General features: G+C 60.5%; 11 protein-coding genes, 1 tRNA gene and 2 pseudogenes. 6 read left to right on the top strand and 8 right to left on the bottom strand.

Features of this window, described 5'->3' with window-relative positions:
- Positions 1 to 217 precede the first annotated feature (217 nt).
- Genes E9677_RS10575 through E9677_RS10595 form a run of 5 tightly spaced genes read right to left on the bottom strand, consistent with a single transcriptional unit; the run spans position 218 to position 5,991 of the window.
- Complete coding sequence (locus tag E9677_RS10575; RefSeq protein ID WP_136558043.1) at positions 218 to 1,669, bottom strand: amidohydrolase family protein; 1,452 nt, start codon at positions 1,667 to 1,669, stop codon at positions 218 to 220.
- Positions 1,666 to 3,270 (bottom strand): gamma-glutamyltransferase family protein, encoded by a 1,605-nt coding sequence (locus E9677_RS10580; protein ID WP_136558044.1) that lies wholly within the window; start codon positions 3,268 to 3,270, stop codon positions 1,666 to 1,668. Before E9677_RS10580 ends, E9677_RS10575 begins: the two co-directional genes overlap by 4 nt.
- A 60-nt stretch (positions 3,271 to 3,330) precedes the next feature.
- Entirely contained in the window at positions 3,331 to 4,353 is a 1,023-nt protein-coding gene (locus E9677_RS10585) for an ABC transporter substrate-binding protein (RefSeq protein WP_136558045.1), read from the bottom strand.
- Between the two features lie 23 nt (positions 4,354 to 4,376).
- Positions 4,377 to 5,153, bottom strand: a complete 777-nt coding sequence (locus E9677_RS10590; RefSeq protein ID WP_136558046.1) for an ABC transporter permease — start codon at positions 5,151 to 5,153, stop codon at positions 4,377 to 4,379.
- 1 nt (position 5,154) lies between these two features.
- Entirely contained in the window at positions 5,155 to 5,991 is an 837-nt protein-coding gene (locus tag E9677_RS10595) for an ABC transporter ATP-binding protein (protein ID WP_136558047.1), read from the bottom strand.
- Positions 5,992 to 6,212: 221 nt separating this feature from the next.
- Between E9677_RS10595 and E9677_RS10600 the strand changes: the two genes are divergently transcribed.
- The gene (locus E9677_RS10600; protein ID WP_136558048.1) at positions 6,213 to 6,917 is read left to right on the top strand and encodes a GntR family transcriptional regulator; all 705 of its coding nucleotides are present in this window, start codon (positions 6,213 to 6,215) and stop codon (positions 6,915 to 6,917) included.
- A 19-nt stretch (positions 6,918 to 6,936) separates the two neighbouring features.
- Here E9677_RS10600 and E9677_RS10605 read toward each other — a convergent pair whose 3' ends face one another.
- A complete protein-coding gene (locus E9677_RS10605; RefSeq protein ID WP_136558049.1) occupies positions 6,937 to 7,338 on the bottom strand; it encodes a nuclear transport factor 2-like protein in 402 nt (133 codons plus the stop codon).
- Between the two features lie 79 nt (positions 7,339 to 7,417).
- Here E9677_RS10605 and E9677_RS10610 point away from each other — a divergent pair, with 79 nt between their 5' ends.
- A complete protein-coding gene (locus E9677_RS10610) occupies positions 7,418 to 8,686 on the top strand; it encodes an amidohydrolase family protein (protein ID WP_136558050.1) in 1,269 nt (422 codons plus the stop codon).
- A 151-nt stretch (positions 8,687 to 8,837) separates the two neighbouring features.
- Here E9677_RS10610 and E9677_RS25870 read toward each other — a convergent pair whose 3' ends face one another.
- Positions 8,838 to 9,047, bottom strand: a complete 210-nt coding sequence (locus E9677_RS25870) for a HipA domain-containing protein (protein WP_408014712.1) — start codon at positions 9,045 to 9,047, stop codon at positions 8,838 to 8,840.
- A gap of 64 nt (positions 9,048 to 9,111) precedes the next feature.
- A pseudogene (locus E9677_RS10615) lies at positions 9,112 to 9,846 on the bottom strand (HipA N-terminal domain-containing protein); the annotation flags it as partial.
- A gap of 16 nt (positions 9,847 to 9,862) precedes the next feature.
- Between E9677_RS10615 and E9677_RS25875 the strand changes: the two are divergent.
- From E9677_RS25875 to E9677_RS10630, 4 genes and pseudogenes are all read left to right on the top strand, one after another.
- Positions 9,863 to 10,060, top strand: a complete 198-nt coding sequence (locus tag E9677_RS25875; protein ID WP_408014706.1) for a hypothetical protein — start codon at positions 9,863 to 9,865, stop codon at positions 10,058 to 10,060.
- A 102-nt stretch (positions 10,061 to 10,162) separates the two neighbouring features.
- Positions 10,163 to 10,754 (top strand): annotated as a pseudogene (locus E9677_RS25880) (AAA family ATPase); the annotation flags it as partial.
- 135 nt (positions 10,755 to 10,889) lie between these two features.
- Positions 10,890 to 10,976: transfer RNA gene (locus tag E9677_RS10625), tRNA-Ser, on the top strand.
- A gap of 336 nt (positions 10,977 to 11,312) precedes the next feature.
- Entirely contained in the window at positions 11,313 to 12,587 is a 1,275-nt protein-coding gene (locus tag E9677_RS10630; RefSeq protein WP_205910123.1) for a hypothetical protein, read from the top strand.
- The last annotated feature ends 16 nt before the right edge of the window (positions 12,588 to 12,603 follow it).

A 12,603-nucleotide genomic window follows, 5' to 3' on the forward strand; every position in this document is an offset into this window, starting at 1 on the left:
GCTGCGTCACAGAGATCTTTCCCAGTGCCGTTGATCAGCATTGCCTGCGTGGCTTCGTTACGGGTTCGACCTTGCGCTCTCATCCTGAAAACTGGGCCAGTTCACGACAGGAGTTTTCTATCCTGATTTCCCGACTGGAGACGCCTGGATCCTCTCGAGGGTACCAAACGGTGTTCAACCTGCCATCGCTCTTCACCAGGCAACGGATATGTAAGTGCTAGCAGCAGCCGTTATAGGCCATGTTCCATTGCGCGAGGGCTGCCTCGATGAGGGGCCAGTCGCGACTCAATGCGTCGAATCGTCGAACCGACTGTCGGTAGGTGCTGCGCAATTCGTTCTCCACGGCTTGGAGGTCTATGCCGGGTAAATAGCCTTGCGCGACAATGGTCTTCCCCGCCACGATCACCTGCAGCACATGTCGTAAGTTTGCGCGAGCAAAGAACAGGTCGACGGGCTCAACCTCCATGATCCTGTCGCGATCGAGTCGGTCGTAGTCGAGCTGAAGGAAATCCGCCGGTTCTCCGACAGCAATCTTGCCGGTCCCGGGCATGCCGACCGCCTGCCGTCCATGGGAGATGCTCTGCAGGAGGAAGTCCTGCCGCGACCAGGTCTGCGTAAAGCCCGTCCCGCCGTGCAGGGCGTTGGCGAGACGGATCTCGCGGATCATGTCGTCGTCCTCGTCGAAGGCCTGGCCATCCACGCCGATCGCGACGTGGCAGCCGCGCCGCCGAGCATCGGCGACGGGTCCTAGGCCGGAGCGCAGATGCAGGTTGGATCCGGAGTTGGTGACAATGCGGCAGCCCGCATCGGCGATGATGTCCAGCTCATGCGGACGGGCATGGACGCAATGCGCCAGGGTCAACCGCGGCGAGAGCATGCCGATGTGCTTGAGGTAGCTGACGATGCCTTGCGGGAAAGTGAGGTCCGCCCACCGCCTCTGATAGGGCGTCTCGAGGAGGTGCATATGGACCCTGCGGCCGGTTTCGGCAGAGCGGCGGGCTATCGCCCGGAGAAGTTCATCGGAACACCATTGCACGCCAGCCGGTCCGAACTGCACATCGACCATGTGTCCCTGGATGGCTTCGGCGATCTGTTCCGTCGTCTCGATCAGGCGCTCGGGAGAAAGGGATGGCCGGCAATAAGTATCCCGCAGCAGGGTCGCAATGTCGGGTGGAAGGGTCTCGAGCACGGCCGTTTCGTCGCCGTAGACAAGCGGGTTGCGGTCGCGGATCGCCGGGGCAAAGGCAATCTTCAGACCAACGTCCCGTGCGGCCCTTGCCACTTCGCAGGCTTCCTCGACAGGATCGAGTTTGCCGCTGGGGCGTGTGTAGTGGACCATGACCGCGCCACAGCCGGACAGGGCCGCGCGCGCGAGCGGCGCCAAGGCGGCCTTGTAGGCCTCCGGCGGGGTCGCAAGGACCGTACGCGGCAGCCATGCCTCCAGGGGCAGGAATGCCGTCCCGAAGGATGACATCGGCAGCGGCCGTACATGATCATGGGCATTGGCCAATGCCGGCATCACCAGTGTGCGCTGGATACCGGGTGCTGCAGGGCCAGCGTCTTCCACGGCCGTGATGACTCCCTGCTGCCATCGGATAAGGCGCCTCTTCTGCGCACCTTGAGGCTCGCCGATCGTGTGGCTGGCATAGAGCTCTCCGGAATGGGTCATCGGTTCTGGTCCGGCGATAAGGAAACATCAGCCGCGCAGCCGTCGCCGCGGGGATCATGGGCACCTTCCACCGTTCCATCGCTAGACAGGCGGATCACGCCTGCCTGCCCGAAAATCGGGGAGAGAGCAGGCAGCACTGCGACTTCATGGCGGAGGGCCGAAAGCGCGTCGACCTCCTCGGTACGCAGCGACCCCTCGATCTTCAGACTGTCGCGGCTGTCGGAGAAGGTCCGTCCCAGCAAGAAGCGCGACTGGGCCAGCGCCGCCTGGGGCGCCATGCTGTCGTCAATCAGGCTGGTCAGCAATACCGACAGTGTCTGCGGTTGGCCGTCGGCACCTTGCGTGCCGTAGAGGAGAAAGGGGGCGCCATCGCGGATCGCGATGCCCGGGTTGAGGGTGTAGAAGGGCCGCTTACCCGGCGCCAGGCAATTCGGGTGGCCGGGTTCAGTCGAGAAGGCTGCACCACGATTTTGCCAGAGAATGCCTGTCCCGGGGACGGTGATACCGCTTCCCCAATCGAAATAGGTGCTCTGTAAGACGCTGGCGCAACGTCCCGCAGCATCGGCGACGGCGAAGAAGACGGTGTCTGCAGAATTGGCTGGATGCGGCCAGGGCATGGCGGATGCGGGATCGATTTTGCGTGCCCCGGCGTCGAGGCTGTCGGCCTCAAGCATGGCCGCGGCAGGATCGGTGGTTTCAGCCCTGAAATCCGGGTCGCCGATCGATGACCGGTTCAGGAATGCCTGCTTGGTCGCCTCTACCAGCAGATGCATCCGGGCGGCGGTCGCCGGGGCCGTCTCTGCGAGATCGAACCGGGAGAGGATGCCCATGATGGCAAGCGTCGAGCAGCCCTGCGTCGGGGGCGGCGGCGCCAGGAGCAGCGTACCGCGATAATCGAGCGCCAGCGGATCGACCTCGCGCGTGCGGGTGGCAGCAAGATCCACGGCGTTGAGCGGCGAGCCTGTTTTCGCAAGGCCGTCCGCGATCGCTTCGGACAGGGCGCCTTCATAGAAGCTGCGGTATCCGTCGTCTGCAAGGCAACGGAGGCTTGCGGCCAACTCTGGCTGGCGTAGCAGCCCTGCGTCGCTGCGATGGTCGAAGATGGCTGCAAACCCGGGCCATGCGGGATGCTCTTGCGCGCGAAAGTCCAGCCAGAAATCCTGGGAGGCGCTTGGGGTATACCCACCATCGGCCAGTTCGATTGCCGGAGACATGAGGTCTGCGAAGCTTTCCCGACCAGCCCAATTCGCTGCGCTGAAGGCGAGGGCATGACCCCAGCTGTCGACGGCGCAGGCGGACGTCAACATGGATGACGGGCCGCGGGTTGGAATGGCGTGGGTCGGAACGGTAACCCCGGCGGCAGCCTGGCCGATGCCGAGAAAACAGCGCCGTCGACCCTCCCGGTCGCAGACAAGCCAGACGGCATCGCCGCCCAGGCCGCAGAAATGGGGCATGACCACGGCCAATGCCGCGGCCACTGCGACAGCCGCTTCGATCGCGTTGCCCCCACGTGCCAGCACGGCCCTGCCGGCTTCCGTTGCCAGCGGGTGAGGGCTGACGACGACGCCTGTTTCCAATGGGTTGGAATTGGTTGGCTGCATTGTGGATTGCTCGCGCGGGGTTGTGGCCGGCGGCAGGAGGCCGCCGACCTGGTCACTGGATCAGTTGACTGTGTAGGTGAGCTTGCGCTCTTCGAGTGGCGGCAGGAATTGACGGTCGAAGATCTGATCGGCCGTTGGCTTGGAGGGCAGTTGATAGCCTTCGGCCACGATGTCGATGGATCGTGTCAGCCGGCTGTCATCGAGATCGCCAAGGCCGAGCTTTTCGACTTCAGGGGAGACGATCAGGTTCTCGTAGGAGAACTTGAGGCGATCGTGCTCGAGGTCCCGCTTGACGAGGTTGTCGTAAGCGACAACGGAATCCATTCCCTTTTCGGTGTCGAGTCCGATCTCGATGGCGGCCTTGTTGACGGCACGCACCAGACCGGCGACGGCCTGCGGGTTCTCGGCGATCAGCTTCTGCGACACCATCAGCCCGTTCGAGTAGAGATCGAGGCCGTGATCACCAAACAGCAGCCAGTTGTAGTCCTTTGCCGGATCCTGGCGGTTGTTGATGAGGTTGAACCAGCTGGTGATGTTGAACACCAGCGCGCCGTCGATATCACCCTTGATCAGCATGGGTTCCTGCAGGTTGGGGCCCATATTGTCGATTTTCACCTGGGTCATGTCGACGTCGTTGAGGGTGGCGAGAACGGTCACCAGCCGGGTCGTCGGCGTTCCCTGTGCGCCACCGAGCGTCTTTCCGACGAGGTCGGCCGGCGCCGTGATGTTGGTCTCCTTCTTGCTGACGATCGCAAAGGGCGGCTTGTTCCAGATCTGGTAGACCATGACCGGTGCCTCATCGGGACGGGTCGCGGCGTTCTGAATGATGGCATTGATATCGCCGAAGCCTGCGTCGTAGCTGCCCGACATGATGCGCGTGACGGTGGCCGCTGAGCCTTCGCCCTGGTCGATGGTGACGTCGAGACCTTCCGCTTCAAAATAGCCTGCCTCCTTGGCCAGCAGAAAGGCGGCGTCCGACCCTTGTGTCTTCCAGCCCAGGGTGAGCCTGATCGTGGTGTCCGCAAGTGCCGCGCTGTTCAGGCAAAGGCCGAGAGCGACGGTGGAGAGAAATGTCTTCAGCATGGTGAGCTCCGATTGTTCGAGGGTCAGGCGGTGGTGGTGAGATCGTTGCGGCGGTTCGCCCATCCGGCGACACGCATTTCGATGAGAGAGAAGGCGGCGTAGAGAAGCACGCCGAGCACAGCGAGGATGAACAGCCCCGCAAAGACCAGCGGTACGTCGAAATTGGAGGAGGCCGTCATCATCACATTGCCGATGCCGCGGTTGGAGGCGACGGTCTCCGACAGAACGGAGCCGACGAAGGCAAAGGTCGCGGCGATTTTCAGAGAGGCGAAGAAGAAGGGCATGGTCCGTGGCAGACCGACATTCCACAGGATGTCCAGCTTGCTCGCCCCCAGAGACTTCAGGACGTCCTCAAGTTCGGGCTCTGTGGTGGCAAGGCCCGTTGCGATGTTGACGACAATCGGGAAGAAGCACATGGCCAGCGCCGTCAGGATCGCCGGCACGGAACCGGATCCGAACCAGAGGACGAAGATCGGTACCACGGCGACCTTGGGGATCGAGGAAAAGCCGATCAGCAGGGGATAGGCGGTGTCATAGGCAATCCGCGAGGTGCCGATGCAGGCGCCGATCAGCAGGCCGACGGTGACGCCGAGGAGGAAGCCGACCATCGTGGTCCACAAGGTCTGCAGGATATGCGGCCAAAGGACATCGAAGCGGTCCACCAGCGTCGCCATGATCTGCGAGGGGCGGGGCAGGACGAGATCGGAGACCTGCAGCGCGATGCACAGGACCTCCCACAGGCCGAAGAATGCGAGTATCAGGAAGCCTGCCCAGAAACGGCGGCGAAAAGCATAGGACATCTCAAGCCTCCTCGGCGACGTCGGCGCGGGCATCGATGATCAGCTCCCGCAGGCGCTGGTTGAGCGCGGTGAATTCCGGTTCAAAGGTCATCGCGACCGTGCGGGGGCGGGCGAATGTGACGGTGCTGTCGTCGATGATCCTGCCGGGGCGGGCGCTCATCACGCAGATGCGCGATGCCAGGAAACCGGCCTCCTTGAGGTCATGCGTCACCAGAAGGACGGTCGGCTTGCGCTTCATCCAGAGCGACTGCATCGTCGCCCAGAGCTCCTCGCGGGTGAACTGGTCGAGCGCCCCGAAGGGTTCGTCGAGCAGGAGAAGGCTCGGGTCATGGACCAGCGCACGGCAAAGATTGGCGCGCTGCAGCATGCCGCCGGACAGCTGCCAGGGATAATGGTTGGCGAAGCGCTGCAGCCCGACGTCGGCCAGAAGGGCGTGGACGCGATCGCGATACTCCGCATTCTTCTTGGAACGGTACTGCGAGCGGAACGGACGGACGATCTTCAACGGCAGCATGACGTTGCGTTCGATGGTCAGCCAGGGAAGAAGCGTTGGGTTCTGGAAGGCCATGCCGATGCGCAGGGCCTTGGCGCTGACCTCCTTGCCGCCGACGATCACCGCGCCGCGGCTCGGTTGCAACAGGCCGGAGGCCAGTTTCAGAATCGTCGACTTGCCGCACCCGGACGGGCCAACGAGTGCGAGGAATTCGCCCTCGGCAATCTTGAGGCTCGTTTCCTGCAAGGCCGAGACGGCTCTCTCTCCGCGGCCGAAGGATACGGCCGCCTGGGACAGCTCGACTGCCACTGGATGTCTGTCTCCCGTTTCTGAAAAATCGATCATGCACCTCACCATCAGTTGTTGGGTGAACTGCATGCAACGAGCATGCCAGATCTTTCGATCGACGTCGAAGTCCGGCAATCAAGGTGATTCTGGCCCCTGAACATGTCCATGCAAAAAGTGCATGCAATTAATTTGTGCAGTTTGCTTGCTGTTGCAGCATCGACACGAGTTGAAAAAGCGGTGTGGGTGGATTATCCAGAGCAGCATGAAGGGAACCAGTCATGGCATCTGAGAAGCGTCGGCCGCGGAGCGAAATCGATCGCGTCCAGGGCATTTGCCATGCTCTTCGCACGGCCATCATCGAGCGCGCGTTGCTGCCGGGGGACCGGCTGCCCGAAGATGCGCTGGGTGAACGTTTCGGCGTCAGCCGCACGATCGCCAGACATGCGCTTGGTCAGCTGGCGGCCGAAGGTCTGGTGGACCTGAGGCGCAACCGGATTGCCGTTGTGGTGACGCCTTCCTTCGAGGACGCCAGAGACATCTTCGACATCCGTGTCGATCTGGAACGGCAGGTGGTGCGCCATCTGGCGGGCAAGCTGACGGACGCTCAAGTCAAGCAGTTGAAGGCTATCGTCGAGGCAGAGCATGAAGCACGCCACGGCGCAGAAGGCACATCAATTCGGCTGGCCACGGAATTTCATGTCCGGCTTGCGGAGATGACTGGAAAGCCCATTCTCATTCGCTACGTCACGGAGATCTGCTACCGCGCCGGCCTGTCCCTGTCCGCTTTCGCACGTCCTCATTCTTCGGACTGTGCTGTCAGCGAGCATCTGGAATTGATCGACGCCATCAAGCAGGGCCCAGCCGAGCGGGCCTGCGCATTGATGGACGACCATCTGGAGGCCGTCGCATCGCGGGCCCTGTTGCAAAGTGCGGGCGCCAGAAGCCGGGATCTGATGAATATCCTTGCGCCCTACGCCGATTGAACTTGTCTAGGCCTGCATTTCATTGCCGTGCGCAGGTGGGATCGAGGATCCATTCGGCACTGTCGTTCCACACGTCGGTCTCGACGATCAGCCCATCGCGCACGACGAAGCGGTCCACATAGCGATTATTGTCGAAGCCACGGCCATCCGGCCATTCGCCGTAGAGATAGCCGAGGCTGTAGACGATCGTCTCGCCGTCACCTGGCATGACGTCATAACGCTCGATTCGCTTCTTTACCCATTTGTAGCGGGAGGCGTTGAACCCGGTGGGGCCGCTCGGCGTATCGAACACGCGATTGCCTGTGAACCTGCAGACGAAGTTTGCACCCACATATCGCGCTGCCCGCACGGGGTCTGGCGCCATGGAGGCCTCCAGGTAATCCTTGACTGCCTGAAGGTCGCGCTGGGCATTGTCGTTCATCTTATATCCCCGTCTGTTGCCATGATCGACATTAAACTGCATACAGTTACTCTATTCAATTCTTGTTTTGGCTTCAAGCATGCGTTCCATTCCCACCTTCGATACCCTGATCCGCAACGCTGCCCTGCAGGGGCGCGGGGCCCTGAGTGACATCGGCATCCGTGATGGGCGCATTGCCGCGATCATTCCTGTTGCGCAGCGCGGGGAAGAAAAAGCTCATGTCGTAGAGGATGTCGGGGGCCGCCTGGTGCTGCCGGGTTTCGTGGACACCCATGTCCATCTGGACAAATCCTGCCTTCTCGCCTGCTGCAAGGGCGTTGGGGGAGGTTTGAAGGGTGCAGTGGCGGCCGTGTCGCGGCTGAAGCAGCAATTCACGGAAGAAGATGTCTATCGGCGTGGTGCCCGAACCATCGAAATGGCGATCCTGCAAGGCACCATGCACATGCGCACGCATGTCGAGGTCGATCCTCGCGTCGGTCTGCGAAGCCTTGCGGCCATCCAGCGGCTGAAGCGCGACTATGCCTTCGCCATCGACCTCTCTATCTGCGTCTTCCCGCAGGAGGGCCTGTTCAACGATCCCGGCACCGAGGCACTGCTGGAGCAGGCGCTGGACAGTGGCGCGGATCTCTTAGGGGGCTGTCCCTATACCGACAGCGATCCGTCCGCGCATATGGAGCGGATATTTGCCATGGCAGAGAGCCATGATGTCGATCTCGACTTCCACCTGGATTTCGATCTCGACCCAAGCTGGACCCATATGGATGACATCTGTCGTTTGACGGAAGCCAAGGGGCGGCAGGGACGAGTGGCGATCGGACACGTCACCAAACTCGCCGCGATGGAGGAGGGGACCTTCGAGCGGCATGTCACGCAGCTATCGGCCGCCGGTGTTGCGGTCACTGCCCTGCCATCGACCGATCTCTATCTCAACGGGCGCGACAAGGGGTTTCGTGCCGCACGCGGTGTGGCGCCTGTCCATATTTTGGCGGAGCGCGGCATAACGACGTCGATCGCGACGAACAATGTGATGAATCCGTTCACGCCTTATGGGGATTGTTCCTTGCTCCGCATGGCCAATCTCTACGCCAATATCATGCATATCGGTCCCGACGGCTTCTCCCGGTGCCTTGATCTGATCACGCGAGACGCTGCCCGGCTGATGCGTATCGACGCCTATGGCTTAGCACCCGGCCACTTCGCAGATCTGATCGTTCAAGATGCCACGGATGAAGACGAGGCTTTCGGCAGCATTGCTCCTGTCCTGATGGGTTTTAAGAAAGGCAGGAAGACTTTCGAGCGACGGGCGGAAATTTTGTCGTGGTCGACAAGCGCCGATCCGACAGGCTGATACCGCCGCCGCACGCAATCGAAGGCCAGTCCGTTGCTCGAATGGCGAGCCGCTATTGCGAAGTTCGAGTATGCGCGGTCAAGGAGCCTCAGCGCAGCTTGGTCGAGCCAAGCCAATCATTTTAGTTTCCCACAGGCGGTGTATTTGAAGCCTAGCTGACATCAAACGCCAGTGACAGCCGCCACTCGCCTTTTCGATTCATGAGGAAGGCGATGTTCTTGACGTGGTGGTCGTGGTTTCGGACGAGTATGTTGAAGACAGCTCGACGAAACTGTTGCTCGATGTCGGAAGTGGGCAAGTGGGTAGGCCGAGCAGCCGGATCGTCTCGACCTCCTGTTCGTAGGAATGGCTCCGGCCGCATTAAAATCACAGTGGCGTATGGCAGCGAGCGACTGCATGTGGAACTTCTGGCCGCTGACGGTGCGATCGAAGCATTGCGTCATGAAATGTAATCGGCCGCCTTCGTGGTGGACGCGGCATTCGGTCATGTCGATGCCGGCAGCGCAGCCCTGCGGATCGGCCAACTCCTTGTCGCGATTGTTTGAGATGCCGTCGAGCTTCATGAGCCAGTGGGTGAAGCCTTCCCAGGCTTTGACCTGGCCGGATCGAGATTCGCCGGTCTCCTCGTTCCATGCGAGGATGGCCTTGGCGCGCGCGTGCCTTGCGGATGTCCCGACGCGAAGGATCTCCTGCAGCGTTTCGTGGTCGTCATTGTCTTTGAGGACATCGGTGAGGTTGGCGCGATTGTTGAGGACCTCGTTGGCGAGTTTGGTCCGCGAATCAATTTCTAGGCGCTGTGATTTGCGCGGCCCTTTGAAAATCGTGGAGTGAAACTCAAGCGCGCCCATGCCGCGCGTACCGATATAGCAAAGGCGCTCGACCGGATTGAAGCTGCCAGCCGATCGCCCCTGCGTCGCGAGCCATGTATCTTTCAGAGCGATGCCGAACGTGTCAGGGAGGGAGTCGGCGAGCATGCCTGGCAGACCCGGATGACGAGGAGGCAGCACGGCGCGATGCCGAGCTGATCCGGCAGAAGCCGGAGCAGGTTCTGACGCTGATTGCCGGGGAGAAGAGCGTCTTCGATCGATACGATGTCGCCCGCGCGCTTCGTCGCTACATCTAAGATCAAAAGGGGTTTGCAATGCGTTTGCCGCAGTCATAGCCTCGAAGGCCCTGATGGAATTGCAGAAGGAAACAGGCGGTGAGCTTGCCCGCTACACAACGCGCGAGATTCTGGAGATCGAGCACGCCATGGCCGTGCGTGCGGATCGCATGAGCCGCCACTCATTTACTCAAGTCGGCTCGCACGCATCCCATAATGGGAGCGGCCATGGCGTCGATCGACATCATGTCGACCGCGCCTTGAGGCTATAGGACGAGGCCCTCAGGGCAATGACAGATGGCTCAACCTCGCAAACAGTTGAACAGCACACACCAGCTTCACCCACAGGTGAGCCCCGTTCGACGCTACACGCGGGCCTGAGCGAAGAACAACGTCTTGGCGTGTGGCATGTCACCGGACCTGAGCAGATTGCCGGCGTCATCGGCTTTGCAGGTGCCGGCAAGTCGACCATGCTGGAAGCGGCGCGCACTGCGTGGAAGGCGCAGGGCTACCGGGTGCACGGCGTAGCGCTGGCCGGCAAGGTGGCGGAGGGGCTGGAGGAACCCTCCGGGATCCTCTCCCGAATGCCCGCCTCCTGGGAACACAGATGGCCGGCGGGCAGGGCAGAACCTGGATCAGGCGAATTTTCGTCTTCGATGAGGCTGGAATGATCGGCAGCCGACAGCTTGGCGGTTCGTCGAGGAGGTCGAGCAGCGAAGCGCAAAGCTTGTGCTCGTCGAAGAGCATGAACAGCTGCAGACAATGGGGCGGGTTCCCCTTCAGGGCAAACGCCGAGCGGATCGGTGCCGTCGAACTCTCGGAAAGCCGCCGGCAGAAAGAGGAATGGCAGAGGCGTCGATCGCCTTTGCCACGCATCTGACGGGTGAGGGGCTGGGGGAGGGCGTTGCCCTTAGGAGAGAGGTCGTCATGGGCACTGTCGCACGCCAGGCTTCCGATCGGCCGGCGGCTCACTACGGCGCTATGGGTGAGGGTGCCGGTGTTTTCAAAGGAGAGTGGAAAAAGCATCACATTCGCTCTTGCGTGGGGGGTGAGTTGCCGCTATGAGACAGCCCGCGCCAACAAGCGCCGACCAGTGTGACCGGAGAGGTGGCTGAGTGGTCGAAAGCACAGCACTCGAAATGCGGCATACTCGCAAGGGTATCGTGGGTTCGAATCCCACCTTCTCGTTTGTCGAGAGCGGTCTATGAAGTGGCTAGCTTAGGAAGCCTCTTTTTTGGCCGATGGTTGGCAGCAACCAGATATTGGTATGGCTTCACCGCGAATTTTGTCGGCCCGTTCCTTCTGCCTTAAAGTCTTCCTTCGGTGCTGGCGTAGAGTGCGCGGTCGCTGCCTATTGAGCAATCTGCGATCGATGCCGGTTTTTGGGCGTTGTGGTGCTTCGTGCCGGCACGGCGCCTCTGTGTCTGTGTTTAAATCTGCGACACTTTCATCGAAACCGATTTGCCCGTTGAGCAGAAAGGCGGAGTTCGATTCCTCATAATCACGACTGGTTTGTTATGATGCTTGTACATTGATTCGTGGGTGTTGGATGCGGTGAGAGAACAGGATAGGCTAGAGGGCCGCAACGACTATGTTATTGCAGTCGCGGCTTCGTCCGTGGTCTACAACAGCATGCTTGCGATTATAAATGCGCATGTGATGCCGCTCAGTTTTTCTCACGTGGCGGCTGCAGAAATCCTGATCTTGCTCGCTGGCTTGTTCTTCATTCTGGGCAAGGGCATGTCCAGAGACGATATCGGCATTTCCTGCTTCATGGCGTTCACACTTGTGATCGCGTTCTATATGTCGGCTATCAACCGTATCGTATTCGTCGATTATCTCCGCAACATTCTTATCGTTTTTTGCTTCGCGACTCTTGGGTCATGGGCCAATCGAAGAACGGTCAAGGCCGCCTTTATGGTCTCGCTGGCGGTTGTAATGGCAGTGTTGCTATGTGAGATTTTCTCACTTCCGCTCTACGCCGACATCTTCGAGCCCGGCTATTATTTCGAAACGACACGCGGGCTCAAACCGCCAGAATGGGATACGACCGGCCTGTTTGGCAATGCACTCGGCTTCGAGGGGCGGCTCAGCTTTGGATTGATTGGCCACAGAGCCTCTTCGCTCTTTCTTGAGCAGGTCTCGTTGTCAAACTTCGCCGGCGTCATGATGATGTATACCTTGTACTTTTGGGACGAGCTGCGGCGCGGGATGAGATTTCTGCTCATCGCCTGCATCGCATTGATTTTGCTGACGACAGCCTCTCGCACCATGCTGACTTTCTCTGCGATTTGTTTCGTGGGGTATTTCGTGTTTCCGCTCTTGCCGAAACTCCTAAGCCTCTTGACGATGCCGCTGATCCTTTTTGCAGGTACTATGGTGTATCTATTCAAGCCGGACGCGAGAGGCGACAATCTCAGCGGCCGTATCGTGCTCACCATGCGCCACATATCCGAAATGGATATCTATGGCTTTCTTGGCTTCTATGCCGATAAGGCCGCGCTTTTCGCCGATAGCGGCTATGTCTATATTGTCTATGCCGGGACGATTTTCGGAATGCTGGGGTTCTGGTTGTTCGTATCTCTCTATCCTGCCGGACGAACGCCGGCACAGCGAAGGCTGGCCCAGGCGCTGCCGATCTTCATGTTCTTCAACTTGATGATCGGTGCAACGCCTGTATTCACCGCAAAGATCGCCGGCTTGATGTGGTTGCTACTGGGACATGCCCGGCACCAAACAGTGCCGCGAGTGGGCTCTCAATCCGTTTCAGTGGGCAGCGCTGTGTCGAGACAAGCGTGAGGCATTTCTGCCTATT

The organism is Peteryoungia rhizophila (genome assembly GCF_004912145.1).
Taxonomy (GTDB): Bacteria; Pseudomonadota; Alphaproteobacteria; order Rhizobiales; family Rhizobiaceae; genus Allorhizobium; species Allorhizobium rhizophilum.